Genomic DNA, 26,924 nt, shown 5'->3' on the forward strand with positions numbered 1-26,924 from the left:
TGATATCGGGATGATTGCAACACCGTTAGACGATCAAACTGCTGATGGCAAAGGCCGTTCCGATGAACACCATGCACAGCAGCGTCGCCACGGCCACGTTTCCTTGCTTCAGGGACTCCGAGATTTTGAAGCTCGGCGTGACCAGTTCGAATATCCAATACGCCGCGATCAAACATACGTAACCGACGGCAAACCACATCGCCAAAAACCAGATCGACGTGTTGGTATAAGCCGCAACGCCCAAGATGATCGCCGTGGCCATGAATTTGCCGCCAAGCGCGAGCCCTACGGCCACGTTTCCCTTTTTCAATTCCTCCATATCCTTAAACGGCGTCATCCAGCTGAAAATCAGCATGCCCAGCAGCTGCAGCACAATGATGACAAGTACACTTACGACCAGATTAACGACGACGGTCAACTCGCCCACCCCCTGAATTTTGCGTATGCCGAATCGTAGTCGGCAAAATCATGAATCTCTTCAAGCTTGACGGATACCTTCTTTTTCTTCTCCAATGCTTTGTAGCGAGCGTCGTCGATCGGCTGCTTGATCCGGTTGCCGGAAGGCAGCTCCAGCACGGCGAAGTTCCGCGTTTTGTCCTTGTACTGCGTTTTGTACACGCCAACCAGATCGATTTCCGTCGTGACGGGAACTTTCAGATTGGCCATGTCTTTTTTGGCTTCCGCCTGGGATTTGAAGGTTTTGATCGTGCTCCAGGAGGACAAATGGACGCTGCTGCGCTGGCGGGAATCCGTCGTCATTTCCGCATCCATGTATTGCAGGACCCAGATTTTGTCCCCCGTCGCATAGTTCCCGTCGTTGGGCATCAGCTCGTTGTCCGGCAATACGGTCATGTCGCTGCCGATCAAATCGCCGACGCTGCCTTCAATGATCCGGTAATCCCACGGCACGCGGGACACCATGTCCTGCCCGTCCGCCGAGGAGCCCGAGTAGAACACGGATTGCTCGTTGTCCGAACAGGCGCTCAGGAGCAGCAAGGCCAGCATGGAAAGCGCCAAAACGGCCGCAAGCCTGAAGGTATGCCCGGAACGCGGGTGTTTCTTTCCGTTTCTTGTCATCTATCTCACTCCGATCGCTATAAAATGGCTCGTATTTCCCGTAATCAGCCCTCCGGCTCTGCCCAGCAGGCCGCATGGCTGCCCGTTGATCATGAACATCCCCGTCAGCAGGCGCCGCGTTCCGGCCACCGTCTCGATTTCCGGAAGATTGGCCCTCATCTGATAGACGGAAGGGAACAGCTCGCTGGTGTCAAAGCCGTCCTCATCCTTGATCTCCAGCTCCCCGCTGCCGTCGAACATCTGCACGGATCCGCCTTCGCGCCCGAACATCGATTTGGAGACGTAATTCCCCGAAAATACGGGCTTGTTGTACGTCGGCAAAAGATATTTTTCGATCGTCTCCCGCTCTTCGGCGGTATACAATAACCCCAGCTCAAACAGCCCCCAAGCCGCGGCAATCAGCCCTTTGGACTGCAGCAGGATGCTGTGGGGCGGGTTGAACAGCGTCAGCTTGCCCGTCTCGATCGCATAAGCAAGCGCGTCGCCTCCGTCGTCAACGGCCATCCATTCCTTCGGATACAAGGCGAACATCCGCTTGATTTCCCGTCCGCTGCCGTCCTTGACGATGCCATGATCGATGGTAAGCTCCAGGCAATCGACGCACCGAATGTCCAGCCCGCTGTGGCGCACCAGCGCTTCGATGGTACCGGAGTCCTCCAGATGCTCCCCGTAAGCGACGCATGCGGCAGTATCCGGACGCTCCGCGCCCCAAGCCGCGGCTACAAGGTCCTTCATGCGGACATTGGGCGAATCGATGCCGGCTTCCCGGCACATCCACGGCGTTGCGATCGATGCTTCCACATAACCGGTCGGCGTATCGGCATTGAGTTCGTACAGCTTGATGCTCCCGTCATGCGAAACGGCGTAATCAAAACGCGCATACCGGCTGATCAGGTTCTCCTCAGGCAGCGGGCAAATGTCGAGCATATCCCACAAAATCGGCGGGATGCCGATGAGTTCGTACAACGCCCTGTTCCCGTGGACATAACGCACCGTCCGGTCCAAGATCCGCCATAAACGGGCCGACGCTTGTTCAAGCTCTGCATACGTATTCCGGTTCATCACGACGAGCTGATCGAGCCAATACTCCTCATCCTCCAGGTTCGCCCAGGTGAAGCCCAGCTTCGCGAGCTCTTCGACCCGTTCCTGGCGGGGGTACCCGCCCGGCTTAAGCACTTCGAATACGCTGCCCGTCATCCGCCGAATCCGCTCCTCGAGCTGGATCTTGACCCCGAAAAGATGCTGGATTTCGAGCTGGAGCCGGACGAGCTGTAGCCGCTCGATTTGCCGCCGATGCCGCCGGAGCTTGAAGAGGTGCCGCGCCGGGTGATCGAACCCGTCGAACGGGAGGTTTTCGGCGTAACCGTCGACCCGACGACCTGCTTGTTTTGGAACGTGCCGCTGGAATAGGAGCGCGGCTTATAGCTTTGCGACGTGCCGGTATAATACGTTTTGCGGTTATCGTAATACGTGCTGGGCTGGTAGCTGGATCCGCTGTTGAACAAAAAATGGTACAGCAGCAAGTCGTCCCAGCCGAACCCCGAATGGCTTGCGCCGTAATTGTTGATGACCGTCGTTCCTCCGCTTCCGCTGCCGCCCGAGCTTCCGGCCTGCGGTTCCCCTTCTTTTTCGATTTCTTCGGGAAGCGGGATGTTCCAGTCGACGTTTTTGTCGAAATAGGCTTTGACTTCCTCGGTCGACCATGCGACGAGCTTCGGCTCATCCGCCGATTCCCCGGCCGCGCTTGCAGAGTCCGCTGTTACTCCGCCCGCCAGCAAAAAAGCGTTTGCCAAAAGCGCCACGCCCAGCGACGTGGATAACACCCGAACCGGCTTGCCGTCCGGCGTAAACAGCTTGGCCGGGTATTTGTCCTTGTTCTGCGGCTGTTGTTCGTTCGTCATGTCTGTTCCTCCTTTCTGCCCGCTTGGATGGCTATTCATTGCGAATCCGGACGAGAAGCAGCTCCAGCTTGCCTTCGTCCACGTTTAATCTGCCCTCGATCGTTTCGTACTCCTGGCCTTTGACGACGAGATAATTCACATGCTCCAGCGCCGCCACCATATTCATGCTCCAATTGCGCTCTTCGATGTGACGCAGTTCGCCGTTTGGCGTTTTTTCGATTAAAATGACGCTCATGTCGTTGCCCATTGTGCCTCCACCCCTTGTTCTGAATTGATCGATATGTCTTTTGATACGTAAGAAAACCGTGGTCCGTTCCATCTCCCGTTTCCATTTTTTCGAGAAAATTGTCGTTTTGCTATCTCATCTCTGAAAAGCAAGGCCTCTCATAATATGGAAACATGCATTTATCAGCATAAAACCTCTTTATTCGAAACGCAACAAAAAAATGGATCGTCCCGGCCGCCGCTTTCAGGAATGAAAAGAAAACCTTTCGTCCATATTAACCTTTTTTTGCCTGGCCGATCAGCAACCTTATATTGGAAATTGCGTTTAATTTAAGGATCGGTTAAATTTTGGCATCCATGACCCTATCAAAATTCGAAAAATAATGGCGGAAACGAGGCGCAATGATCATGAAGAAACAAACCAAGTTTATCCATGTAACTGCCCTAACGGCAACTTTGCTTTGCGGCACGGTCTCCCTGCCGGCGGCAATCCATGCCGATGCTCCGGCCGTCTCGATCGGTTTTTCGGGCGGTCAGAAGATTAAGGCTCCCGTGCAAAAGCCGCTGTGGACCGCAGCGGTCGATCCCGGCTCCAAGGCCGACGTCACCGATGACGGAACGGTGCTTGCTTTTTCCTGGAAAAAGCTGATCGCGCTGAATCTGTCCACGGGCAAAAAGGCCTTTACCTACGGCAGCAACCTGAAGCCGTCGGTGCAATACTTAAAAGGAGCGGCCTACGGCGTCGGGGAAGACGGACATGTATATGCTCTCCATGTCAAAACGGGCAAAGAGTTGTGGAAAACGGCTGCAGGTTTATCGGATGCGGACGAGCCGGTGGTAATCGGCGATACCGTGTACGTTACGAAAAAGCAAACCCTCATCGCTTTGGATGCGGCGACAGGCAAACCGCGCTGGAAAGCGGTCGAGGATCAGGCAGACACCGCAGGCAAGCTGTCCCTGGAAGCGGAAGGCATCATTTTTATGTCCAATAGCATTTCCGGAGCGTATTCCTATTCGCAGCTTAAAGCCATCGATAAAAAAACGGGCAAAACCTTATGGAAGGAAGCGTTCCAGGCAGAGCCACTGGCTGTCCGGGACGGGCTGGTATATTCCCAAAGGGAACCTTCTTTGTTTGATGAAGCGGATGCGAACGAATCTCCTCATGTCACCCTATCCGTACTGAATGCCAAAACCGGCGAAAAGGTCGGCGAACGGGTCTACTCATGGAACCGTACGAACAGCTCCCGTTCTGCGGGAGTCGCAGGCAGCATGCTGCTCAGCGGCAATGACCTGTATCTTGTGACGGAAGACGCCATCCATCGATACGATTTTGCGCACTACGAGAAAAACGGCAAACCGGTGAAAAAGTGGAATAAACCATCCTACCCCATCGATTTAACCGGATCGGTGCATGCCGGCAGGATTTATTTCTGGACCTACAATGGGTATTCCATTGGAGGCATGAAGCTCGTAGACGGCCAGGAAGTCCGATGGGGGGCCGACAACCCGGTCGTACGGACCGAAATCTACGGCAACGGCGTGTATATCGGGCAAAGCGACGGCGTGTTTTATGGTTACAACCTGCAGACAACCGCCCCCGCCTTTACCGTGAACACCGGATCACGCAATTACGGGCCGACCCTGCGCAGCGGCAGCACATTGATCATTCAGGCCCAAGATAACGGGAGGCTGATTGCGGTTCCGGTGCCGAATGCATTGCGTTAACGATTCGATGAAACATGGTACAATCTTAGATGTAACGATACGTTCAAGAGGAGACGAACCGTGGAACAATTACTGCAAAAAATCAAGAAATTAAGCGAAAAGGAAAAGAAAACGCTGGAGCAGATGGTTTTAAAACTGACCGAAGAGGTCGGGGAAACTTCGCAAGCGATGCTTTCTTACAGGCAGGCGAGCGGCAGCGAGTATAAAAAGCTGGATCTCTCTGACGTGAAGGAAGAATGCGTAGACGTGATCTTAGTCGCCTTGGCGTTATTTTACAAGCTGAGCGAGGATGAAAATGAGCTTCAAGACGTTCTCAGCAAAAAAGTCGATAAATGGAGTTCGGTGATGACTTAAGAACAGTCATGAAAGGAAATTCGAACAACTAATTTGAATGAATGAGTAGTCTGTATTTTATGGAGGGATCTCGGTATGGCAAAGTTAGTCTACCATATTGCAACTACACTTGATAATTTCATCGCCGATTTAGACGGAAATGCTGACAGCTCAATCTTTTTGTATGAAGGGGAGCACGTTACTGACTTTATTACCGATGTCCAGCAATACAATGCAGTATTAATGGGGGGGAAAACATACGAGTACGGATTTCAATTCGGTGCTAAACCCGGTGAACCTGGTTATTTTAAGGAGCTAAAACATTACGTTTTCTCGAACACTTTGCAGTTTGAATCCAACGATAAAGTCGAACTTGTCAAAGGTAACGCAGCAGACTTTATCAAGGACCTCAAAATGAATGAGACAGGTAAGTTGTGGCTCTCTGGGGGTGGAGAGTTGGCAGGTTCATTGATTGAGCAAAAACTCATTGACCAATTAGTATTAAAAGTAAATCCAGTCATAATCGGAGCGGGCATCCCCTTGTTTGGTAGTGCTAAGCCACGTTTGAACTTGGAATTAGTTGACATGAAACAATATTCAAACGGAGTCCATAAACTTACGTATAATATGATTTATTCTTAGAAAATCATGGCCAGTTCGGACGTATATCCGGAATACCGTACCAACGCCACCTATTTTCAGGTCGCCTGCGGTATTTATGGAGCCCTTGGCACGCTGCTGTTGGACAAGATTCCGGAGGGCGTCTATTTCATCGACGAGCTGCTACTGCAGACGGACAGCCGTTACGGCAAATATCTCTGCTATTACATGCGCGACTGGGTCGAAGGCGAAAACCCGGATTCCGACGGGTTGCTGCTGGACCGGATGCGGTTACGGCCGTAACCGGGATTTCGGCGCCAGGCCAAAATCCGTAAAACCATTATAAAAAAGCACCCTTGGTCGGGTGCTTTGATTTTGGTATCTGCAAATGGAATCCAGGATGATCCTCGCGCCTCACGGAATGTTTCATCTCATGAAAATTTAACGGGATGAATCGGAATAGCGTTACGCATCGGGTTCAGCTTCGGCGTACGCCGCCGCAGCCGCGTTCAGATAATAAGCCAGCCCGGTCTGCTGGTCCTCCAGCATCCGGAGGTGAAACTCATCCTGCAGGAAAAACGCCGTTTGTGCCGCAAAATCCTTGGCTGCAACCCGATGTCCGTGACCGTTCATGAACGCCAAATGTTCCCGGATCGATTGATGAACCCTTGGGTCGTTATGTTTGACCCCTCCGGCCAGAAAAGAGGACATACTTTTCATAAAAGCCGCCGCCTCAGCGGCCTGCTCGTTCATCCCCAGCACATCGATCTGCTCCGCTTCAAGCTCTACGCCGTATTGCTCCTTGAGATATTCGCTTTGTTCCCGCAACGCTTCCCGCCACTCATCCTCGCTTTCGAAGCCGATAAACAATTCCTCCTGCGGCAGCGGTTTTCCGCGCTTCAGGCCCTCTTTTGTTTTCCGCAGCGTGTCCATGATCCTCTCCAACCTAAGCCTGCGCTGTTCCAAAAGCTCTTCCTGCTCCGCCAGCATCGCCGCTCGATTCGGTTCCCGGTCCAGCAGCTGCCCGATTTGCTCCAGCGAAAAATCCAGCTCGCGGTAAAACAGAATGGCCTGCAGCCGTTCCAGCTCTTTTGCGCCATATAACCGATATCCCGCTTCCGTGATTTCAGCCGGCTCAAGCAGGCCGATTTTATGGTAATGGTGCAGCGTCTTGACCGTCACCTTGGACAGCTCCGACACTTCTTTGACTGTAAGAAGCATGATGCTTCACTCCCTTCTGTAGTGAAGTCTACGGTCTGACCTTAGAGGAGGGTCAAGGGGGAACTTTTATTACCCATCGTAACACAAAAACACCCCGCTCAAACGAGCGGAGTGCTTAAACCAAACCGGCTATAAATGGCGGCGGTTGGTTTGGGGCTGGATGTTCTTTGAACGATGGCGGCTATTCCGCCCCTGCCCGCCAAGCGCGAATCAGAAACTCCGCGTCCGCGTTGAGCGCTGCTTTGACGCTGCCTTTGACATGGCCTCCCAGCGCATCGTTGTTTAGATGCTTGACGAAATCCTGCAGATGTTTGATCGCCTGATCCGCTTTGCCGTTATCCCGTTGATGCTGTGCCTGTTTGAGGGCGTTGGTCAACTGAGGGACAAGGGGGCCGTCGAGGTCGCCTGCCACCGCGAAGCGGTTGATCAGGTTTTGGACAGAACCCAGATCGGTCGTCACTTGGAACCGGAACGTTTTCGAAACGGGATTCGCAGAGCCATCATTCACCGTTACCTTCGCCGTCCGATCGCCCAGTTCACCTGCCAATCCGATGGAGATGTTTTGGGTATGGGAATCGACCGTATACGTTTTGCCGTCCAAGCCAAGCGTAACGGAACCGCCTGCCGGCAGACCGTCTCCCGCCTGAAGGGTCAGGACCGCATCATCGGTAAAGGAGTCACCGTCCATCAGCGCATGGCCGCCCACGGTGAGCGAGTAGACGGGCTGCTCTTTGCTTTCCACCGTAATCCCCTTGGACACGTTGCCTGACAGGTCTACGGATTGAAACTGAATGCTGTATTCCTTCCCCGGTTCGATCCCCGGAATTGCCGCCGTTTGTACGCCCCGTTTAACTTCAATCCGATCGCCGATCTGCCGCCCGTCCGAAAACAAGGTGATTCGCACCTTTTGGCCGTCAATATCGTAAGGACCGTCCCACGTCAAAGTAAGCTGGCCGTTTGCCCGCGTCATCCGGACATTTTCCACGTCTCCGGGAGGAACGTTGTCTTTGGGAGGTTCGACCGGCGGCGTCGGCGCCGTGAATACAGCCGGGTCTCCAAACGTGAACTTATCCACGTTGAACAAATAGTCGGTTCCTTTAAACAACAGGAACACGATATGTTTTCCGGTGACAGGAGTTGTGACGTCGGTCGAAAACACCTTGAAGTTTTGCCAGCCGCCGGTTCCCGCAATCTTGTTTTCGGCGATGACCGGGCCGTTCATGCTGTCCAATCGGACCTCGATCGTGCCGCCGCCGGTCGCGCTGGCCGCTTGGACATGGAATTTGGAAGGACTTATACTTCCGAAATCCACAAAGTTGTACATGACATACGGGTTGTTGGCGGCGTTAATGCCCGCCAAATACGTTTGCCCGCCGCCCGATTCGGTGCCAAAGCCAACACCGCCGTTGTTGTCCTCGGCCTCGAGCTTAGCATAAGCATCCCTTGCTTTGCCTTTCATGGTCGTAAACGTGAACCAGTCCAGATTGCAAGGATAGTCGCCGCCGCCCGCCCCATGGAAAACGAGATAGACGTCATGCACGCCTGCGGCCGCTTTGTCATCGATGTTGGCCATGATGTCGACCCACTTGTCCCAGCCTCCAAGCGCCGGAATGTCCACCGTGCCTACCGTCGGTCCGTTCAGCGAATCCAGCTTGACTTCGATCGTGCCGCCCTGGCTGCCGCTGGATACATGCACGCTGATGCCGGACGCGCCAGATCCGAAATCGATGCCCTTATAGGAGGCAAAGGCGTTATTGCGGATGCCGTCGAGATAACCGCCCTCCGCATTTTTGCCCAGCCCCTCGCTGCTTTCGAAATCTCCTGCCTTCAGCTTCGCATAGGCGTCGGTTTTGGTCGGATCGCCCGCGGTGAACTTAAACCAGTTCAGGTTAAACAGATACGGATCGTTTGTCTTGGCAAAGACGAGATAGACGTCGTGTTTTCCCGTAATCGTGCTTGGATTTCCTTGATCGTCCTTCAGCAGCGTGACGGCATCGATGTAGTTGTTCCATCCGCCGGTTCCTTCGACGTGCAGCGTCCCGACTTTCGGCCCGTCCAACGCGTCGAGCCGGATTTCGATGTTGCCCCCGCCCGTGGCGCTGGCCGCTCTCGCGATAAAACCTTTGGCGCCGGCCGATCCGAAATCGACGTTTTTGTAGGCCGCGTAGTGTCCAGGCTGGATGCCTCCAAGCTGCAGGCCGCCTTCGAGCGCCCCTTCCAAAACGAATCCTTTGCCGATGTTATAGCGCTCGGCTTCGATTTTATTGTAAGGATCCTTAACGGCGTAGCGGAGCTCCGCCTCCATCGGTTTGATCACGTTCAGCGCTTCGACGGCCGCGGCCGACGACCAGGATTCGTACGTGCCGGACAACAGCTGGCCGGCCCAGTTGCCGTCGACGATATTGTCCGGATTCCGGTGGCTCCATGCCATTTCCGTGTTGAAAGCCGCCCAGGCGTCAAACCCGGCGCTGAATTCCTTGTATTTGCTTTCGCTTCTTTCGTCCAGCGCCTTTTGGAGATGAGCGATATTCCGCATCAAAATCGTTTTGCCGCCCTTCAAATCGCCGTTCGGGCCTTCGTAGTTCAGCAAACCGTTTGCATCTACCAGATGGTTTTGGGTAAAACCGGCCGCTTTGACCGCATCGTCGAGGTATGTCGCATCCCCCGTTATCCGGTACAGGCCGACGGCAGCCCCGATGTAAGTGCCCTGATTGTAATGCGTGGCGTCCGGGATCGCGCCTTTTTCCGTTTCGATCCGGTCGAACACTTTGCCGCTCCCGTCCGTCAACATCGTTTTGCCCCAGCGGAAGATACGGGTCGCCGCATCCAGGTAATACCGGTCTTTCGTAATGTCGTACAAATATTCCGCCGCCTCGGCGGCCGGGAAGTTGATGCAGGCGTTTTTGGTATTATGCTCGCTGTTCAGCCACCAGATGCCGCCGCCGGCAAAATCGTCGTCCCACTGCGTGTCGTAGACAAAAGCGAAATGGCGTTTTGCGGCCTCCAAATATCGGGCTTCTCCGGTGATTTGATACGCGCGGGCGCTTCCCATGACCCACCACATGATATCGTCGTTAAACGGATTGTTCGTCCAATCCGAGCCGTATTTGGCCACGGTGCCGTCGAAGATATCGTCGATCTGGGCCCGGAGCTGGGCTTTCAGGCCGGGGTCGGAGGTATGCTGGTACGCGTCCATCACCATTTCCCACAGCTCGGCTTCGACCCAAAAGCCTTGATGGTCTTTGCGGTTCGTGTTGCCCCAAAACATGTTGGCGGACGGATCCCAGAACGCGGCGTTAAACGCCTTGATGGCCGCGTCGCCGTCGCTTGCCTGAAAGGCGTAGGCCGCCGACCCTCCTGTTTCGGACAACGCCCCGAACGCGAGCACCGCCGCGAGCGGAGCGGCAAAAAGCTTGCATGCGCGGTATTTGTTCCATGACATCCCAATTCCCTCCCTGGTTATGTTGCGGATATTTGCGAAAGCTTGAAGCCGACCTCCGCCCAGGGGTGGAACCGGATCGGCTTCATGCTTTAACGCCAGGCGCTTACTTTGCTTCGGAAATCACTTTGTTGATTTTGTCCGCCATCGTGTTCAGCTCGGTGGTCGGCGCTTTGCCCATCAGGACGTTTTTCCAGGAGGCTTCGATAAAAGGATTCGCTTTCCCCGTCCAGGTCGCCAGGAAACGGACCGGCTGCGTGCTCGGGGATTTCAAAATATGGTCGATGCCTTCCCCGACTTCCGGATGCCCTGCCGCTTTCAAAGCGTCGAAGTAGGCGGCGGAAGATGCCTGATAGGCGGCCGGCGCGACCGGCGTTTTCGGCAGCACTTCCTCGTACATTTTGGAATCCAGATATTTAAGCACTTTCCAGACGGCCTCGGGATGTTCGATCGTTGTCGGGCTGCACCAGCCTACGGCATCGTAAATTTCGGTCTGGCTGTTCACGACGGGCATCGGCACGAAGCCCCATTCCAAATCTTTCGGCGCGGTCCGGATCAGGTCGTCGGCCACCCATTGCCCCTGCAGCGTCATCGGCACTTTCCCCTGTTTGAAGGAGCTCATGACGTTCGTCAGATCAAAAGTCGGCGGGTTCATATGTCCGCTTGCGATCGCGTTTTTGTATTTTTCGACGCCTTCGACGAATTTGTCGCTGATTTCCACCTTCGACGGGCTGATGATCGCATCGGCAAACGGTGCCCCGCCTGCGGATACCGAATACAAAGAGACGTAAAACGGATCGAGCGGAGCGTAATAGCCGAACTGATCCACGCCGCCTTCCTTGCTCGAGAGCTTCTCCATATCCGCGAAAAATTCGTCGTACGTCCAGCCGATTTTCGGTTCCGTCAGGCCCGCGTCCTTGAACGCTTTTTTGTTGTAAAAAATGCCGTACGTATTCAAGAGGCCCGGAAGACCGACCAACTTGCCGTCAAAGTGCCAGCTGTCGACCACGCCTTTATAAAACCCGTTCATAAACTCTTTGTCCTGCTCCGCCATCGGCGTCCAGTCGTACAGAAGTCCCTTCGAGGCATTGTCCAGCAGCATGTCGTTGCCCGTCATAAAAATGTCCGGTGCTTTTTTCGCGGTCAGCATGCCGTTGATTTTGACGCCGTAGTTATCGAGCGGGGTAGGGATCAGCTTGACTTTGATGTCGGGATTTTCCTGTTCGAAGCTTTTCATGGCGGCCATGATTTTATCGTTCATCTCGGCCGATTCCCAGGTGATCATCGTGACTTCGACCTGTTTTCCCTTGCTGTCCGTCCCTTTCCCCGTTCCCGGCGAATCGGCCGTGTCCGACTTGCCCCCGCAAGCGGCGAGCAGGCTCGAACACAGCATAAGCGCGATCATTCCAGCGGTCCATTTTTTGGCACCCTTTTTCATAAAAAGACCTCCCTAAACGAATTAGATAAAATGACGCCTGAAAGCCAGTTATGTCTTGTATCATCGGATAAAATCGGCTCGCACACCTCCGATCCGGTTCACCCGGGTTATTTCAGCGATGCGGAATTAAGGGAGCCGAGCCCCTGCATGAAATATTTCTGCCCGAAGAAGAAAATGAGCAGCATCGGAAGGATGTAAATCAGGTCCGCGGCCATGAACAGGTTCCAGGCGGTCGCATAGGTGCCTTTATAGGAAGCCATCGCCAGAGCCAACGTCCATTTGCTCGGATCGATGATGTAAATCAGAGGCTCAAGGTATTGGTTCCAGGCCCCCTGGAAGGAGAAAATCACCATCGTCATGATGACCGGCATCGTCATCGGCACCAGCACCTTGGTCAAAATGTACAGGTCGGAGGCGCCGTCGATTTTGGCCGCTTCGTCAAACGATACGGAAATCGTCCGCAAATACTGGACGTACAGAAAGGAAAACGTGGCATTGCCGAAAAAGGCGGGCACGATGATCGGGAGCCAGGTGTCATACCATCCCAGCTCGGTATACAGGTTGAAAAGAGGGATCATGCCGACGAATCCGGGAAGCATCAGGCTGCCGACAAACAGCGAAAACCACAGCTTGCGGCCCGGAAAATGCAGCCTGGCAAGCCCGTAACCGACCAGCACCGAGCTGACGATCTGCCCGATCGTGCACATCACCGCGATAAACATCGAGTTGCCGAAGGTTTGCCAAAAGTTGATTTCTTTCGTTCCGGTCACGAAATTGGACCAGTGAAGCTCCCGCGGAAACCATTCCGGAGGGATTTTGAACACGTCATTGTTGCCTTTGAGCGCAATGGTCACCATCCACAGCAGGGGAAACAGCATTGCGACGGCGCCGACCGCCAGGATGATAAACCGCAGCGTATCCAGCAAGCTGAACTTCCGTCTTCGCCGGAACCGCGCTTCCGTATGCATCGCCATGGCGAACTTACCTCCTTATCTCGCGTTGTCGCTTTCGTAATAAACGAACCGGTTGGAATACCGGTAGGTCAAAGCCGTAAAAATCATAATGATCACGAAGAGGACCCATACCTCCGCGATCGCGTAACCGAACATTCGGCCGCCGAAGGCGTCATTGTAAATTTTGAAATTGAGGAGCGAGGTCGAAAAATTCGGTCCGCCGCCCGTCAGCACTTGGACCTGATTAAAGGCCTGAAACGCGCCGATGATGCCGAGGATCAGCTGCAGGAACAAAATCGGGGTGATCATAGGGACGGTAATATGCAGCGCCGTGCGCCACCGGACGGCACCATCGACCTCCGCCGCCTCGTACAGCTCCTGCGGAACCGACTGCAGGCCGCTCAAAAAAATGATGACGCCCGAGCCGACCTGCCATAACCCGATCAGCACAAGCGAGGGCAACGCCGTCTTTTCGCTCGTCAGCCACGTCCCTTCGGGCAGCCCCAGCAGCCTCAGCAGGGAGTTGGCCAAGCCGTATTGCGGTTGGTAGATAAACAGCCACAACGTAAGCGAAGCGATGGACGGCACCACCGTCGGCAAATAATAGATCGTGCGGAACCATTTGATCCCGGGCAGGCTTTTGTTGAGCAGCATCGCCAGCAGCAATCCCAAAATCAGCGACGAGGGCACGCTCAAAAGCACGAAATAAAGCGTCGCGCGGACCGAAGGCCAAAAAGCCGGATCCTCCGTGAACATGTACTTGAAGTTGTCGAAGCCGACAAATTGCGGCGTATCGTAACCGCTCCACTCCGTTAAGGCGTAATACATGGACGAGAGGAGCGGATAAGCGACAAACACGCTGAAGCCGATGATCGAAGGCAAGATAAACAGGTAGCCCTTGGTCCAGCCGCGAAGTTTCCTATTGTTGACCCTCATGTTTCACATACCTCCTTTATGCGATTGTTTAGACAAAAATGGTTCCCGGCCCGGCCGCTCGGCAGCCCGATCTCCTGCCGGTCCGATGGTTCAACCCCGTGCGTTTTCGCATCGTCATCGGCCTTCACCGCCGTACCCGAATCCCGCAATAATCCATCAGCAGCTCGCAAAACATCATGTTCGCCCAGGAGAACCAAGGCCTGGTATACGCCTTTGGATCATCGGCATTAAAGCTTTCATGCATCAGTCCGGTTCCGGCATCCGTTTCGCTCATGAGCTGCAGCAGCCGCCCCTTTTCCTCCGGGTTTTCCTCGGTCAATCCCTGCATCGCCAAGGCGATATGCCAGACATATCCTTGCGGCGTATGCGGGCTGCCGATCCCCTCGGCCGCGCTCCCCCGGTAGTAGTAAGGATTATGTTCGCTTAAAATGAACCGGCGCGTATTCCGGTAGATCTCGTCGTCCGCTCCCCGGTATCCGAGGTAAGGAATGGACAGCAGGCTTGGCACGTTGGCGTCGTCCATCAGGTTGTGGTTCCCGAGGCCGTCCGTCTCGTAAGCGTAGATGGGGCCGAATTCGGGATGCTGCACAATGCCGTATGTTTGAATCCCGCGGTCGATCTCCGCCGCGAGCTTGCCCGCCCGGCCGCACAACTTTTCATCATGAAGCACTTCGCGGGCAATGTCCTGCAGATAGCCGAGCACCACGACCGCAAACATGTTGGATGGAATCAGATACCCGTATTCGCAGGCATCGTCGCTCGGACGGAATCCGGACCAGGTCATGCCGGTATAAGCGGTCTCCGCCCCCTTCCCTTCCCGGACCAGCGTGTCGGTTGGAGGGCAGTCCTTCCTTTGGAACCGGTAGGCCGAATGCGTCTCATGCCGCTGCTCCGTGGTCCACAGATCCAAAATCGCGCCCGCGGCCATGACGAATTCCTTGCCGAAATGCGAAGTTCTTCCGGTATTTTTCCACAGCAGGTAGCTCAGCTGCAGCGGATAACAAAGCGAGTCGATCTCGTATTTCCGTTCCCAAATCCAAGGCGTCATGTCCGTGTCGTCGTTTTGATGTCCATGCCCGTTCGCCTCGGCATTGAAAGCGTTTGCATATGGATCGTGCAAAATCCCCCTCAGCTGCCGAATCACCAATCCTTCGATCAGATCCGCCGTTTCTGCGTCTTCCTCCGCCAGCGCCAAAAACGGTCTGACCTGGGCCGCCGAATCGCGCAGCCACATCGCGGGAATATCCCCGGTGATGACAAACGTGGTCCCGTCCGCCATTTTCTTGAACGTCGTCCCCCACGTATTGCGGATGGCGTTCCGGAAAATATCCAAAAGCCGCGGCTTGCCGGCCAACCGGGCGGACATCCTTTCGGTAAGCGGCCCGAGCGAAACAGGTTCTTTTCCCAAAGTCTTCATGCGCATTCCCCTTTATGTACGGATTGGTTTATGATGTCATACCATTGCTTCCAAACTTCAAATAACAACTGTATATCAACCTTGTGAGCGCTTGCATAGACACATTATAAATTCAGCTAATTAACATGTCAATATGTTTTTTATAACATTCTTATATACCAATATAATATTAGGCCATTAAACATACATCCGCAAAAAAAAAACGCCATTCGCTAAGAATGGCATTCCGCTTCGATACGCCTACGCCGGAGACTTCTCCTTGCGGACCGGTCCCGTCGATGAGCCGAGGATCAATTCGGCATCAAGCAGCATTTTATTCGGCACGCTTTCCCCGTTTCTGAGCTTCAGCACGTTTTCGAAGGCCAGCCTGCCCATTTCTTCCTGCTTTTGGCGCATATGGGTAAACAGCGGTTCTCCCGCGTAATCCGGGCTGTCAAAACAGACGATCGATACGTCCTCCGGAACCCGAAGGCCCGACTCGCGGGCGGCTTCGTAAGCCAGCTGGGCAATGTTGTACTCCATGGCAAAAAGCGCCGTAATTTCGGGATGCTCCCGCAGATGTTTTTTGATGTTTTCCTTTTCCTTCTCTTTATTCTCGGGGACGAATGCGGCCGGAAGCGTGGCCGTAATCTGCTCCATCCACAGGCTGCGGTCGGCGACGATGCCGTTTTCCGCATGGGCCTGGATAAACCCTTCGATCCGCTCTTCGATGGCCGTCGTATCCTGCGGCGGGGTCGTCAAAAGCGAAATGCGGGTATGCCCCAGCTCGAAAAGATACTCGATCATGCGCTTGGCGGCTGCCGCGTTGTCCGTGCTGATCGAACTTGCCGAAACGCCCTTCAGATGGCGATCCAGCAGCACGAAAGGATATTGGCCGATGACCAGCTTTAAGATTTCGGCATTAAAATACTCCCCCTGCGCAGGGAAAATGATGAGCCCGTCGACGCCCAGCTCCAGCAGGCCGCGGATCGCCTCTTCCTCGCTGGCGATCACGCCAAGCGATCTTCTCAGAACCAAATAGCCGTCGTGCTGCCGGGAGGCTTCCTCCATGCCGTATATGAGCCCTGTCCCGTAGCTGTCCCCGAAGTCCGTCATGACGAGCCCGATCAACGGCTGGCCTAGGCTGCGGCGCGGTTTTGCAGCCCCTTGCGCGGCGGCGGCCTGCGTCCTTTCCGAACCGAAATGCTCGGAAACGAACGAACCCCGGCCGGGCTGCCTGACGATGTATCCATGCTGGGTCAACATCTCCAGCGCCTTTTTGCTCGTAATCCGGCTGACGTTGTAAGCCTCGCCCAATTCCTTCTCCGAAGGAATCCGTTCGCCGGGCGCGTATTTGCGGGATATGATCTGCTCGCGCAGCGCTTCGAATATTTGCTCGTACATCGGTTTTGAGGATGTTTCATGCGACATGTTAAGTTCCCTCCACAAGAAAATATCTATCCGGTTTGGATAGATAGCGCCAATTTCTACAATATGTAAACGTTATATAATAATATATCATGTTATATTTACTTTGTGAATAGCTAACCTTAAGGAATGCCGAAATCTCTCCGCAACGTCGGTACGGTGTTCATGCGGAAATGGCGCTTTTTTGATGCCGCGCAGACCAAAAAGCGCCCTCGCCGCTGCGAAGACGCTTGGTATGGGAAGGCCGCTCCCTGGCGGTTCACAGCCACTTGGAGAGGGCGTTATTGCTATACTTCCTTCATTTTGAAATAGGTCCAGCCGAAAATCAGGAATACCACGAAGCTTCCGAGTACCGTCACAATCAGGTTTTCGAACGGCAGGTTCATCGCCCCGAAGCCCCCTCCTTCCATCGCTTGACCAGGAACCGTGGCAATAAACGGCTGTGCCCAAGGATAATAGGGACCAAATTGGGCCGAGTTCACGACGAGCATGTTCGGGATGGTAAATACGACGTTCAGTGCCAGCGGAGCCGCAAAGCTGCTCCACATCAGCGAAACGGCGAGCTGCAGCGCCGCCAGCGGCAGGCAGGCGACCCATCCGCCAAGCAGGCAGCGCCCGATGATCCCCCAGTCGACGGGGGCGTCGATGCCTTTGACCGTTCCGACAAGAAGCAACGCTCCCAAAAACAACAGCTGGATGAAGGCCAGCATGGCAGCGACGATCGTATATTTGGCGAAATATACGCCCGTCCGCGTGACCGGCAGCACCAGCAGCTGCTTCCAGCCGCCGCCATGGTGCTCGTACCGGCAAATGAAAGCGGCGAAGATCCCGGACAAAATCGGCAGAAACAGCAGGGCATGGATCATGCCCATCACCCCGAGCAGAATCAGCCAAGGACGGTCCGTCCCTTCGATGTCGGACATCAGCCCGACCAGAACGGAGATCGCCGGACTCAGCAGCAACAACAGCACGATAAACGACCGCGACATTTTCAGCCGCTCCGACGCCAAAATTTTAAAATAACCTCCCATGTCAGTTCACGTCCTTTCCGCGAAAGTGGCCCATGCCGACCATGTAGACGACAAAGGCAAGGATAATGCCCGCACCTACGGGAAGCGCCGGTTTAGCTTCGCTGATAAAGGACAGGAACGGCCAAGAAAGCGGTATGAATTCCGGATAGTTTGCGGCAAACATCGAAGCAATGGCCGCCGTGATGCCGAGCGTGATGGGCAAGGCCTGGTTTTTGAGCGTTAAGGATAACCACAGCTGCAGCGCCAGCATCGGCAGCGCCCCCAGGTAAGGCAGGAAGCTGAGCTTCAGGATCGTCAAATACGGGATATCGTCGGTCCCGAATTTCAGCAGAATGCCTAACACGACGGTGCCGGCGGATAAAATAAGGCAGGCGACTCCCATCGCGATCAAGCCGAGCAAAACCTTGGCGGTAAACACGGAGGCTCTGGAAATCGGCAAAGCGAGCAGCTGCTTCCACGAATTGTTCTGATGCTCCACGTTGGCGATCTGCGAGGAGATCAGCGTAGCCCCCAAGTAAAGGGCGATCGGAACGAAGGAGAAAATCTCCCCGATCAGCCCCTTCCACAAATCCGCTTTATATCGGTCGATCAAGTAATCGTAACGCAGTCCAAAATTCAAAACCTGCATGGCTAACAGCCCGACGGAGCCGAGGAAAACGAGAAGCCAGATGCCTTTTCTGCGAATTTTCAGAAAATCGGACGACAACGCTTTGCCGATCATCAGGAAAGCCCCCCTTGCTCGATCACCTGCATGAATATATCCTCGAGCGTGCGCCGCTTCTCTTCCACGCGGTATATGGCATGGTTATGGTCCACCAGCCGCTTGACGAGCAGCGCCACTTCCGGATCGCTTAACTGATCCAGCCGGAGACCTCCGTCCTCCAAACGCCCGGCATAACCTTGTCCCCGGATCAGCTGAAGCGCTTCAGCCGGTTCGGAAACGACCAGCCGGAATCCTCCCGACGCCTGCTGCTGCAAATTGCTGATCGTATCTTGGAAGACCATCTCTCCTTCGCGAATGATGCCTACGGTACCGGCCATCTGCTCCACCTCGGACAACAGGTGGCTGGAGACCAGAACCGTGATGCCGTGCTGCTGCGGCATGCTGCGGATCAGCTCGCGGATTTCATGGATGCCTTCGGGATCCAGCCCGTTGGTCGGTTCGTCCAGAATCAGCAGCTCGGGATTGCCGAGAAGGGCCGTCGCGATGCCCAGCCGCTGTTTCATCCCGAGCGAATACCCCTTCACCGGGCGTTTGGCGTCCTTGGTTAACGATACGATGCTCAGCACCTCGTCGATCCGCGATTTCGGCACATCCAATATCCGGCGCACCGCCTCCAGGTTTTGCACCGCCGTCAGATGCCCGTAGTTGGACGGATATTCCACCAGCGAGCCGACCTTGCGAAGAATGTTCAGCTTTTCCTTTCTTAAATCCTTGCCGAAAATGTGGATGGAGCCCATCGTCGGGCGGATGAGCCCGAGCAGCATCCGGATCGTCGTCGTTTTACCCGCGCCGTTCGGGCCCAGGAATCCGTAAATTTCCCCTCTTCCGATTTCCAGGTTCAAATTTCTGACGGCATAACGCCCGCGATATTTCTTATTCAAATCTTTCGTCTCGATCACGAGTTCTCTCACATGAATCACCTCGGGAACTATATTAGCTCCCGCAGGTTAAAAGACGGGCGGCCTCAAGTTTAAAATTTCTTTAAACTTGAGGCCGCCCTCATTTACCCTCTTATTTCAGCTTCAACCCCTGCCCGTTGCCGGAAGCCGGGGAAATCAAAATGGACGTGCCGCCTTCGTCGCTGCGAATCTCCATGCCGAGCCCCATTTCCCTCGTCAGGAAACCGACGATCGCCAGACCAATGCCCGCCCCCTTGTCTCCCGAGGAGGCCTGCATTCCCTTGCCTTTATCCGCAATGACGATCGCCAGGCAGCCGGCGGCATCCGTCGCCGTCCGGATGCCGATATACTGTCCGCTCCGGGCATGCCTGACGACGTTTTGGAACAAGTTATCCAGAATTCTCCGGAACCACTGCGCGTCGAGCATCCAATAAACGGGACCCTCCGGCAGGTCGATATCCGCCTCGAAACCTTCTTTTTCCCACAGCGGATACCAAGCCGCGGCGCTCTCCCGGACGATGCGGAGCACGTCGATGCGTTCCGGGTGAAGCGTGTATTTTCCGCTCGTCAGCAAATTGTAGGACAGCAGGTTGTCGATGAGGCCCGCAAGATCGCCCAGCTTGGTCTCCGTCAATTTCAACAGCTCCTGGCCGCGCTCGGAGAGCTGCTCCTTTTGCAGGGAATACACGTGGCTGCGGACGACCGTCAGCGGCGTCCTTAAATCATGCGACAGGTTGGCGATCAGCCGTTTGCGCAGCTCTTCCTCCTCGCGCTCCCGTTTCAGGCTCCGGTCGAGCCGGTCCACCATCCCGTTAAACGCCGCCTCCAGCTGCCCGATTTCATCGCTTTTCCGAACCGCGATCGGGTCAGGCAACCCGCTTCCGTCCTGGACCGTCATGGCGGATTGAAGGCGGAGCAGCCTGCGGCGCATGTTCATGAAAAACATCCAGGAAACGATGATAAAAAGCACGAACATCAGCAGGATGATGCCGAAAAATACCATCGATTCGCGGGCGGACAGGCCGCCATCCCTTGGCCCTATCGCCGCTTTGGATACCTGCATGACCATAAATCCCCGGTTCAGCTTTTCGTCGTCCCCGATAAATGCGATCACGGAAAACTGCTGCGTCGTTCCCCGGTAACGTTTCATGTAGGAAATCGCGTCGGCCGCATCCCAAGTTTCGGGCAAGTGCAATCGGCCGCCGGCGGGCTGCCGCACATGCGAATCCGCGTCCACCCAGAACATGTCCACCTTCGCATATTCCTCGCTAAGCTCCCGCAGTCTGCGGTCGATTTCCTCCGGGGTGCTTCCCTTCAGCCGTTTGGCTTCGTTATGCCACATCTTTTCGAGGTGGATCGTCTGGTATCGCTCCTCCGGCTGTATCCCCGCATCCGGCAACGCGTTCCCGATCGCCATGTTCTGCACGACCTGGTAACCGATCAGCGACGCAGGGAACAAGACCGGAATGAACAGCAGAGCAATCAGGATAAGGAGCAGGTACCTGGAAAGCAAAGACCCGCGAAACCGGGGCTTCGGCAGCTTTTTTTCCCTCATGCCTTCACCCTGTAGCCGACGCCGCGGATCGTTTCAATGATCTCCGGGTTCGCCGGATCGCGCTCCAGCTTTTCCCGCAAATACCGGATGTGCACCATCAGCGTTTTGTCCCCGTCCAGGTACGGATCTCCCCAAACCCCCTCGTAAATTTGCTCTTTGGTCAAAATTTGCCCGAGATGGCGGAGCAGATACATGAAAATTTGGAACTGCTTGCCCGTCAACACGATCTCCTCGCCCGTATCCTTGTTCATGATCCGGTTTTCACGTTCGTACACGAGGAGATGCCCCAGCGCAAGCGCCTCCGACGAATACGAGCCGGAGCGGCGCAGCAGCACCTCGATCCGGGCGGCGAGCTCATCCGGGTGGAACGGCTTGGTCACATAATCGTCGGCGAACTGCAGCCCTTCGAGCTTGTCGTCGATGGAGGTTCTGGCCGACAGCATGAGGATCGGCAGATCCGGGTAGGCTTTCTTCAGCCGCTGCCCGACCGTAAAGCCGTCAAGCCCCGGCAGCATCACGTCAAGAATGACGAGACGGCAGCCTGCGGCATGATCGACGGCCCGCTCCCCGTTTTGCAGCCAGGTCACCTCATACCCCCTCCCCTTCAAATCTTCGTTTACCCATGTTCCGATTTCCGCGTCGTCTTCGATATATAACAAATGAATGCCCATGATGATTGCCCATCCTTCCTTCACCCGGCCCCTGCAGAAACCCGGTTGTGTCGTCCATGAAACCATGGTATATTTTACGTATCATTCATTATCAATTTAAAGGCTATGCTACCCTGAAATCAAGGTACAACCTCGGACAACGCTATCCGTCCAGGTTGTACCTTTTTTGATGTGGCGGGATCGATTCTGCCCCCTTCGCTACTATCGCTTTCTTACGCACAAAAATCATATTTGAGCCTTAAGGAGGAATTTCCATGCTGCTTGAAGCTGTCTATCACCGTCCCAAACTGAACTGGTGTTACGCCTATGACGGGCGCACGATCCATCTGCGCATTCGCACCAAACGAAGCGACGTTACCGCCGTATCCGCGATGGCCGGGGACAAATACATCTGGGACCGGTCCAAGACCTACGTTCCGATGAACAAACTGGCGTCCGACGAGCTGTTCGATTATTGGGAATGCGAAATCGTTCCCGAATATCGCCGTTTGAAATACGGATTTTTGCTCGAAAAAGGCGCGGAGAAATATTGGATGACCGAATACGACTTCGTTAAGCAGGAGCCCGAAAATCCGGACCGCCTGTTCGAATATCCGTTCATCAATCCGGCCGACGTGTTCGAAACGCCGGACTGGGTGAAGGACGCGGTATTTTATCAAATTTTTCCCGAGCGGTTCGCGAACGGCGATCCGTCCAACGATCCGGAAGGCACGCTTCCATGGGGCGGAACGCCTAAGCCGGACAACTTTTTCGGCGGGGATCTTCAAGGCGTCATCGACCATATCGACCATTTGTCCGAACTCGGCATCAACGCCATCTATTTTACGCCGATTTTCAAAGCGACGACCAACCATAAATACGACACCGAGGACTACATGCAGATCGACCCGCAGTTCGGGGACCTCGAAACGCTGAAAAAGCTCGTCGCCATCTGTCACGAGCGCGGCATCCGGGTCGTCCTCGACGCGGTGTTCAACCATTCCGGACGGACGTTTGCGCCTTTCGTGGACCTGCAAAAAAACGGGGAAAAATCGCGCTACAAAGACTGGTTCTACATCCGCAAATACCCGATCGCCGTCGAAGACGGCATTCCGACATACGATACGTTTGCCTTCGAGCCGCTGATGCCCAAGCTGAACACCGCCAATCCCGAGGTGAAGGAATATTTGCTGAAGGCCGCCGCCTATTGGATCCAAGAGGCCGACATCGACGGCTGGCGCCTGGACGTCGCAAACGAGGTCGATCACGAGTTTTGGCGCGAATTCCGCAAGGTCGTCAAAAGCATCAAACCCGACGCCTACATTCTCGGCGAAATTTGGCATGAGTCCTCCCCTTGGCTGATGGGCGACCAGTTCGACGCCGTCATGAATTATCCGTTCACGAATGCGGTGCTGGACTTCTTCGTCGACCGGACCCGGGACGCCCGGAGTTTCGCGAACGCCCTTGCCAGCCAGTATGTGCGCTATCCGCGCCAGGTGAACGAGGTGGCCTTCAATTTGCTGGACAGCCATGATACAGCCCGGCTGCTGACCAAATGCAACGGCAACAAGGAACAAATGAAACTCGCCGTCCAGTTTCAATTCACTTATACCGGGGCCCCTTGCATTTATTACGGGGATGAGGTCGGCTTGACCGGAGGACATGATCCGGGCTGCCGCAAATGCATGGAGTGGGATGAAACCAAGCAGGACCGGGATCTGTTCTCCTTCTACCGGGAGCTGATCGGCCTGCGCAAAAAGTACAGCGCGCTGCGCACCGGCTCGCTCCGGTTCCTGTCGGCGAAAGCGGGAAGCACGAACCTCGTTTATACCCGGGAGGACGAAAACGACAGCATCGTGATTTTCATGAATAATTCGGCCAAAGCGAAAATCATCAACGTGCCGGTGCCGGAGGAACGCTGGGAGGATATCCGCACAGGCGAAACGGTATCCGCCCACGGCGGCGTGCTCAGCATGAAGCTCCCGGCTTACGGCTGCGCGATGCTTCGGGCTTTGCAGCGGACACAAAAATAAGCATACTGCAAGCAGCAAAGGGGATGCCCGCCAACGCGGGACATCCCCTTCACCATTTGGAATAACATATATTCAACTGCTTTCGGAATGAACCGGCCTCTAAACGAAATTTCTCGTATCGTTGTTCCGTCCGAACTTATAGGTCGCAATCAGGAAAAACACCACCGCAAAGGCAAGCAAAATCGTCAGATGAAACCCAATGGAGCCGAACGTTGCCCCTTCCTGAAGTTTTTCGATGGACTGCAGCACCCAGCTTTGCGGCAAAAAGTCGGACACCCGGCGAAGCGTTTCCGGCATGATGCTGAGCGGAAAGAAGCAGCCGGACAGCAGGCATGTCGGCACGATAATGAGGTTTTGCAGCGCGCCGGCCATGCCCGAGCTTTTCGAGAAGGCGATGATCACAAGCGACAGGCTGATCGATACGACCGCGAAAATGGCCAGAAGGGCGAACATTTCGAAGACGGAAATGCCGGGATCCATATGAAACACGACCTTCATGAAAAAGAGAGCAATCACGATCTGTGCGAGCATGACGACCGCATTCACCGCAATGTTGGCGAGCACGTACGTCTTCGCGTTGATCGGGGAGGACAAAATCCGGTAATAGGTCCGGTTCTCCCGGTGTTTTAGCATCAACTCCGCCAGGCTGGCGGCCGAATTCAACATGAACAACAGCAGGAAACCGATCGATTGGTACGACATCTGTTTGGCCAGGGACGTATCGTTTACGGATTCGGACGTGAGCTTGAATGCCGAAGAACGGTATTGATCGTAGATCTGCTGAAATTTTGTTCCGTCTCCGCCAGCGATTTTGCCCATCGCCGCGACGTTGTCGATATACCCGCGCAGCATCGATTTCATATATCCCGTGACCTGGGCGCCTTTGACCGATTCGATCGCGATATGATCGGGACTGCCGCTGAGTACGCTTTCCGAAAAGCCGGAATCGATGATCAAGCCGCTGTCGAGTTTGTTTGCGGCCAGCTGCTCTTTTAATTCGTTCCGGCTGACATGAACGATGCTGACATGATCCAGATTTTTAACGAATCCGACCGTGTCTTCCGCGATCCGTTGACCGCTGTCCTCGTTGACGACGCCTACCCTCAGCTCCGTCGTTCCGACCGAACCGTACAGCAAAAAGGTAGCCACGATGCCGGCGATCGGCAAACCGAAGTACAGGATGAGCGTGCTGCGTTTGCGAAACGTCATGAGCAGCGTTCGGGTCGCCAAAAACCATATATCTCTCCACATGTTACAGTCCCTCCCTGCGTCTCATTGCCAATATCGATACGCCCAAAAACAACGCGGCAAAACCGATGTTCAACATTAAAACCGGCCAGGCCGCCGAGACGTTATCGGCATAAATCACCTGCGTTAACCCGTGGTTGGCCCAGCGGATCGGCGACAGGTTGACGAGAAATCCCATGAGGCCGCCGCCTTCTTCGTCGAGAATCGGGAAATACGCGCCCCCGAAAAAGGACATCAGCTGAACGACCAGACTGATGACGCCCCGCGAAGCCTTTCCCTTCAACAAATAGCTGCCGGCCAGGCCCAGGCTCATCGCCATAATGACCTCCGACACTAAAACCGCGATGACGACTCCCATATGATGGCCCCAGTAGGCTTTAAACACGTATTTGCTGAACAGGATGATCACCATAACGCATAATAAGTTCGAGATGATCCCGCCCAACATCTTGCCCACGAATATCTCGCTTTTTCGGATCGGGGCAATGACAAGCCTTACGGCCGTTCCCCGCAAAACCTCGCCCTGAATGAGCGCCCCCGCGCCCATCGCCGCCCACATGCCGACCATGACGGTCATCGCCAGCGCGTAATAATCGACGGAGCCGGGCGTCCGGTTGGCGTCGACCGACAACTCCCGGATATAGTCGCTTCCGCCGGTTGCAAGCACCATCTCCGTCTTGGCCGGTTCGATGCGGGCCACCGCCGCCGCCGCGTTGTATTTATCCGCAAAAGAAGCCAGCATCCCCTGCACGATGTTGCTTTCGATCGCGTCCCGGCTGCTGCCGTACAAGGAAATGCCTTGGTTCGTCAGCTCCACGTAACCCGAAACATGGTTGTTTTCGACCTCTTCTCTTCCGTTTACGCCCGGTTTTAAAGGTTCGAATGTAACGCCCGTTTTGCCGACCTCCTTCGCGAAACCCGCAAAGGCTTCGGAAAGGGGACCGCCCCCGGTCGCGTCTTTTACGGCCACCTTCACGTCCCCGACCGAAACTTCCGAGCTGAAGGCGTTGGTCAGCGCCAAGCCGAGAATCAGCATCAGCACGATCGGAAAGCCGAGCATGAACAGGATCGTGCGCCGATCCCGGAAATCGTGTTTCATCTCTTTGATTGCAATCGATAAAATGTTCACCCCGTCAATAACCTCCTTTCGCGAATATTAATCCCGTAAATTACGACCCGTCAGCGTCAGGAATACCGTCTCCAGATTCGGCTCCTGTTCCTCGACCGAGCGGATTTCCTTGCCAGCGTCCATCAGCTGCTTCAATATCCGGTTCAAATTATCGACCGCCGCATCGCTGTGCACGCGGATCACGTTTTCCTCCTGCAGCACGGTCCGTACGCCCGGAACCGGCTTCAAAAGTTCCCCTTCCATTCCTTGCACGGATTTCAGCTCGATCCGGATATCCTTCACGTCGGTTATGGTCGACTTGAGCTGTTCTTTCGTGCCTTCGGCAATGATTTTGCCATGATCCACGATCGCGATGCGCGAGCAGATTTCCTCAACCTCTTCCATATAGTGGCTTGTGTAAATGATCGTACAGCCCGATTCGTTCAGCTTGCGTACCGAGGTCAAAATATAATTGCGCGACTGGGGATCGATCCCTACCGTCGGTTCGTCCATAATGATGAGCTTCGGTTTATGCGCGATGGCGCAGGCGATATTCAGGCGGCGCTTCATCCCGCCCGAAAAGTTTTTCGGAAAGCTTTTCGCCTTGTCGCTGAGCCCGACGAACTCCAGCGCTTCTTCCGCGCGTTCCTTGAGCTTGTCGCCCCGCAGCCCGTATAGCCCTGCAAAAAAGCTGACATTTTCATAGGCGGTCATGTCTTCGTAAATCGCCAGATCCTGCGGCACGATGCCCAGATTCATCTTGGCGAAGCGGCTTTGCTTCACGATGTCCTTCTCCAAGATCCGAATTTCCCCGCTCGTTGGCCGCAGCAGCGACGAAATCATGTTGATCGTCGTGCTTTTGCCGGCGCCGTTGGCCCCGAGAAACCCGAAAATTTCGCCTTCCCGGATCGTCAGCGACATGTTGTCGACCGCGACGAATTCGCCGAATTTTTTCGTCAGGCCCCGAATATCCAAAATGTTCATTTATTTTTCACTCCGTTTCG

Annotated in this window: 25 protein-coding genes; 5 read left to right on the forward strand and 20 right to left on the reverse strand. The window is 54.9% G+C overall.

Annotated elements, in window-relative coordinates; translation table 11 throughout:
- Positions 1-25: 25 nt before the first annotated feature.
- Genes AC27KL_RS01465 through AC27KL_RS01485 form a run of 5 tightly spaced genes read right to left on the reverse strand, consistent with a single transcriptional unit; the run spans position 26 to position 3,225 of the window.
- Positions 26-418 (reverse strand): DUF350 domain-containing protein, encoded by a 393-nt coding sequence (locus AC27KL_RS01465; protein ID WP_036714242.1) that lies wholly within the window; start codon positions 416-418, stop codon positions 26-28.
- Positions 415-1,077 (reverse strand): signal peptide protein, encoded by a 663-nt coding sequence (locus AC27KL_RS01470; RefSeq protein WP_487168541.1) that lies wholly within the window; start codon positions 1,075-1,077, stop codon positions 415-417. Before AC27KL_RS01470 ends, AC27KL_RS01465 begins: the two co-directional genes overlap by 4 nt.
- Positions 1,078-2,274 carry a glutathionylspermidine synthase family protein gene (locus tag AC27KL_RS01475; RefSeq protein ID WP_487168542.1) on the reverse strand — a complete coding sequence of 399 codons (1,197 nt, stop codon included), beginning with the start codon at positions 2,272-2,274 and terminating at the stop codon, positions 1,078-1,080.
- Positions 2,271-2,978: a hypothetical protein gene (locus AC27KL_RS01480; RefSeq protein WP_339323180.1), complete on the reverse strand. Its 708-nt coding sequence runs from the start codon at positions 2,976-2,978 to the stop codon at positions 2,271-2,273. The genes AC27KL_RS01475 and AC27KL_RS01480 overlap by 4 nt, the downstream gene beginning before the upstream one ends.
- Before the next feature lie 31 nt (positions 2,979-3,009).
- Entirely contained in the window at positions 3,010-3,225 is a 216-nt protein-coding gene (locus AC27KL_RS01485) for a hypothetical protein (RefSeq protein ID WP_036714239.1), read from the reverse strand.
- A gap of 386 nt (positions 3,226-3,611) precedes the next feature.
- Here AC27KL_RS01485 and AC27KL_RS01490 point away from each other — a divergent pair, with 386 nt between their 5' ends.
- From AC27KL_RS01490 to AC27KL_RS01505, 4 genes are all read left to right on the forward strand, one after another.
- Complete coding sequence (locus AC27KL_RS01490) at positions 3,612-4,928, forward strand: outer membrane protein assembly factor BamB family protein (protein ID WP_487168543.1); 1,317 nt, start codon at positions 3,612-3,614, stop codon at positions 4,926-4,928.
- A 60-nt stretch (positions 4,929-4,988) separates the two neighbouring features.
- The gene (locus AC27KL_RS01495; RefSeq protein WP_339323177.1) at positions 4,989-5,282 is read left to right on the forward strand and encodes a MazG-like family protein; all 294 of its coding nucleotides are present in this window, start codon (positions 4,989-4,991) and stop codon (positions 5,280-5,282) included.
- Between the two features lie 75 nt (positions 5,283-5,357).
- Positions 5,358-5,903 carry a dihydrofolate reductase family protein gene (locus AC27KL_RS01500; RefSeq protein ID WP_487168544.1) on the forward strand — a complete coding sequence of 182 codons (546 nt, stop codon included), beginning with the start codon at positions 5,358-5,360 and terminating at the stop codon, positions 5,901-5,903.
- 6 nt (positions 5,904-5,909) lie between these two features.
- A complete protein-coding gene (locus AC27KL_RS01505) occupies positions 5,910-6,164 on the forward strand; it encodes a hypothetical protein (protein ID WP_339323175.1) in 255 nt (84 codons plus the stop codon).
- A gap of 162 nt (positions 6,165-6,326) precedes the next feature.
- Here AC27KL_RS01505 and AC27KL_RS01510 read toward each other — a convergent pair whose 3' ends face one another.
- From AC27KL_RS01510 to AC27KL_RS01565, 12 genes are all read right to left on the reverse strand, one after another.
- A complete protein-coding gene (locus AC27KL_RS01510; RefSeq protein WP_487168545.1) occupies positions 6,327-7,082 on the reverse strand; it encodes a MerR family transcriptional regulator in 756 nt (251 codons plus the stop codon).
- 181 nt (positions 7,083-7,263) lie between these two features.
- On the reverse strand, positions 7,264-10,524 hold the full coding sequence (locus AC27KL_RS01515; RefSeq protein ID WP_487168546.1) for a carbohydrate-binding protein: 3,261 nt from the start codon (positions 10,522-10,524) through the stop codon (positions 7,264-7,266).
- A 103-nt stretch (positions 10,525-10,627) separates the two neighbouring features.
- Entirely contained in the window at positions 10,628-11,959 is a 1,332-nt protein-coding gene (locus tag AC27KL_RS01520; protein WP_487168547.1) for an ABC transporter substrate-binding protein, read from the reverse strand.
- Positions 11,960-12,066: 107 nt separating this feature from the next.
- Positions 12,067-12,933 carry a carbohydrate ABC transporter permease gene (locus AC27KL_RS01525; protein ID WP_487168548.1) on the reverse strand — a complete coding sequence of 289 codons (867 nt, stop codon included), beginning with the start codon at positions 12,931-12,933 and terminating at the stop codon, positions 12,067-12,069.
- Positions 12,934-12,948: 15 nt separating this feature from the next.
- Positions 12,949-13,848 (reverse strand): carbohydrate ABC transporter permease, encoded by a 900-nt coding sequence (locus AC27KL_RS01530; protein WP_212948733.1) that lies wholly within the window; start codon positions 13,846-13,848, stop codon positions 12,949-12,951.
- A gap of 124 nt (positions 13,849-13,972) precedes the next feature.
- The gene (locus tag AC27KL_RS01535; protein WP_487168549.1) at positions 13,973-15,265 is read right to left on the reverse strand and encodes a glycoside hydrolase family 125 protein; all 1,293 of its coding nucleotides are present in this window, start codon (positions 15,263-15,265) and stop codon (positions 13,973-13,975) included.
- A 240-nt stretch (positions 15,266-15,505) separates the two neighbouring features.
- On the reverse strand, positions 15,506-16,675 hold the full coding sequence (locus AC27KL_RS01540) for a GntR family transcriptional regulator (protein WP_487168550.1): 1,170 nt from the start codon (positions 16,673-16,675) through the stop codon (positions 15,506-15,508).
- Positions 16,676-16,959: 284 nt separating this feature from the next.
- Entirely contained in the window at positions 16,960-17,703 is a 744-nt protein-coding gene (locus AC27KL_RS01545; protein WP_487168551.1) for an ABC transporter permease, read from the reverse strand.
- 1 nt (position 17,704) lies between these two features.
- A complete protein-coding gene (locus tag AC27KL_RS01550) occupies positions 17,705-18,424 on the reverse strand; it encodes an ABC transporter permease (protein WP_487168552.1) in 720 nt (239 codons plus the stop codon).
- Positions 18,424-19,338 carry an ABC transporter ATP-binding protein gene (locus tag AC27KL_RS01555; RefSeq protein WP_487168553.1) on the reverse strand — a complete coding sequence of 305 codons (915 nt, stop codon included), beginning with the start codon at positions 19,336-19,338 and terminating at the stop codon, positions 18,424-18,426. The genes AC27KL_RS01550 and AC27KL_RS01555 overlap by 1 nt, the downstream gene beginning before the upstream one ends.
- Positions 19,339-19,438: 100 nt before the next feature.
- Positions 19,439-20,881 (reverse strand): HAMP domain-containing sensor histidine kinase, encoded by a 1,443-nt coding sequence (locus AC27KL_RS01560; protein ID WP_487168554.1) that lies wholly within the window; start codon positions 20,879-20,881, stop codon positions 19,439-19,441.
- Positions 20,878-21,552: a response regulator transcription factor gene (locus AC27KL_RS01565; RefSeq protein ID WP_036714246.1), complete on the reverse strand. Its 675-nt coding sequence runs from the start codon at positions 21,550-21,552 to the stop codon at positions 20,878-20,880. Before AC27KL_RS01565 ends, AC27KL_RS01560 begins: the two co-directional genes overlap by 4 nt.
- 254 nt (positions 21,553-21,806) lie before the next feature.
- Here AC27KL_RS01565 and AC27KL_RS01570 point away from each other — a divergent pair, with 254 nt between their 5' ends.
- Complete coding sequence (locus tag AC27KL_RS01570; protein WP_487168555.1) at positions 21,807-23,564, forward strand: alpha-glycosidase; 1,758 nt, start codon at positions 21,807-21,809, stop codon at positions 23,562-23,564.
- Between the two features lie 99 nt (positions 23,565-23,663).
- Here the strand turns inward: AC27KL_RS01570 and AC27KL_RS01575 are convergent, their stop codons facing one another.
- From AC27KL_RS01575 to AC27KL_RS01585, 3 genes are read right to left on the reverse strand one after another with little or no spacing between them, the layout of a single operon-like run.
- Positions 23,664-24,815 (reverse strand): ABC transporter permease, encoded by a 1,152-nt coding sequence (locus tag AC27KL_RS01575; protein WP_487168556.1) that lies wholly within the window; start codon positions 24,813-24,815, stop codon positions 23,664-23,666.
- A gap of 1 nt (position 24,816) precedes the next feature.
- A complete protein-coding gene (locus AC27KL_RS01580; RefSeq protein WP_487168557.1) occupies positions 24,817-25,941 on the reverse strand; it encodes an ABC transporter permease in 1,125 nt (374 codons plus the stop codon).
- Between the two features lie 27 nt (positions 25,942-25,968).
- A complete protein-coding gene (locus tag AC27KL_RS01585; RefSeq protein WP_487168558.1) occupies positions 25,969-26,904 on the reverse strand; it encodes an ABC transporter ATP-binding protein in 936 nt (311 codons plus the stop codon).
- Positions 26,905-26,924 lie beyond the last annotated feature (20 nt).

This window comes from Paenibacillus sp. YAE3, from assembly GCF_057546105.1.

Excerpts from the sequence above, each read along its gene's own strand:
- AC27KL_RS01470 (WP_487168541.1), bottom strand. The coding sequence starts at position 1,077 with ATGACAAGAAACGGAAAGAAACACCCGCGTTCCGGGCATACCTTCAGG.
- AC27KL_RS01475 (WP_487168542.1), bottom strand. The coding sequence starts at position 2,274 with ATGACGGGCAGCGTATTCGAAGTGCTTAAGCCGGGCGGGTACCCCCGC.
- AC27KL_RS01480 (WP_339323180.1), bottom strand. The coding sequence starts at position 2,978 with ATGACGAACGAACAACAGCCGCAGAACAAGGACAAATACCCGGCCAAG.
- AC27KL_RS01485 (WP_036714239.1), bottom strand. The coding sequence starts at position 3,225 with ATGGGCAACGACATGAGCGTCATTTTAATCGAAAAAACGCCAAACGGC.
- AC27KL_RS01490 (WP_487168543.1), top strand. The coding sequence starts at position 3,612 with ATGAAGAAACAAACCAAGTTTATCCATGTAACTGCCCTAACGGCAACT.
- AC27KL_RS01500 (WP_487168544.1), top strand. The coding sequence starts at position 5,358 with ATGGCAAAGTTAGTCTACCATATTGCAACTACACTTGATAATTTCATC.
- AC27KL_RS01505 (WP_339323175.1), top strand. The coding sequence starts at position 5,910 with ATGGCCAGTTCGGACGTATATCCGGAATACCGTACCAACGCCACCTAT.
- AC27KL_RS01510 (WP_487168545.1), bottom strand. The coding sequence starts at position 7,082 with ATGCTTCTTACAGTCAAAGAAGTGTCGGAGCTGTCCAAGGTGACGGTC.
- AC27KL_RS01515 (WP_487168546.1), bottom strand. The coding sequence starts at position 10,524 with ATGTCATGGAACAAATACCGCGCATGCAAGCTTTTTGCCGCTCCGCTC.
- AC27KL_RS01520 (WP_487168547.1), bottom strand. The coding sequence starts at position 11,959 with ATGAAAAAGGGTGCCAAAAAATGGACCGCTGGAATGATCGCGCTTATG.
- AC27KL_RS01525 (WP_487168548.1), bottom strand. The coding sequence starts at position 12,933 with ATGGCGATGCATACGGAAGCGCGGTTCCGGCGAAGACGGAAGTTCAGC.
- AC27KL_RS01530 (WP_212948733.1), bottom strand. The coding sequence starts at position 13,848 with ATGAGGGTCAACAATAGGAAACTTCGCGGCTGGACCAAGGGCTACCTG.
- AC27KL_RS01535 (WP_487168549.1), bottom strand. The coding sequence starts at position 15,265 with ATGAAGACTTTGGGAAAAGAACCTGTTTCGCTCGGGCCGCTTACCGAA.
- AC27KL_RS01540 (WP_487168550.1), bottom strand. The coding sequence starts at position 16,675 with ATGTCGCATGAAACATCCTCAAAACCGATGTACGAGCAAATATTCGAA.
- AC27KL_RS01545 (WP_487168551.1), bottom strand. The coding sequence starts at position 17,703 with ATGGGAGGTTATTTTAAAATTTTGGCGTCGGAGCGGCTGAAAATGTCG.
- AC27KL_RS01550 (WP_487168552.1), bottom strand. The coding sequence starts at position 18,424 with ATGATCGGCAAAGCGTTGTCGTCCGATTTTCTGAAAATTCGCAGAAAA.
- AC27KL_RS01560 (WP_487168554.1), bottom strand. The coding sequence starts at position 20,881 with ATGAGGGAAAAAAAGCTGCCGAAGCCCCGGTTTCGCGGGTCTTTGCTT.
- AC27KL_RS01565 (WP_036714246.1), bottom strand. The coding sequence starts at position 21,552 with ATGGGCATTCATTTGTTATATATCGAAGACGACGCGGAAATCGGAACA.
- AC27KL_RS01570 (WP_487168555.1), top strand. The coding sequence starts at position 21,807 with ATGCTGCTTGAAGCTGTCTATCACCGTCCCAAACTGAACTGGTGTTAC.
- AC27KL_RS01575 (WP_487168556.1), bottom strand. The coding sequence starts at position 24,815 with ATGTGGAGAGATATATGGTTTTTGGCGACCCGAACGCTGCTCATGACG.
- AC27KL_RS01585 (WP_487168558.1), bottom strand. The coding sequence starts at position 26,904 with ATGAACATTTTGGATATTCGGGGCCTGACGAAAAAATTCGGCGAATTC.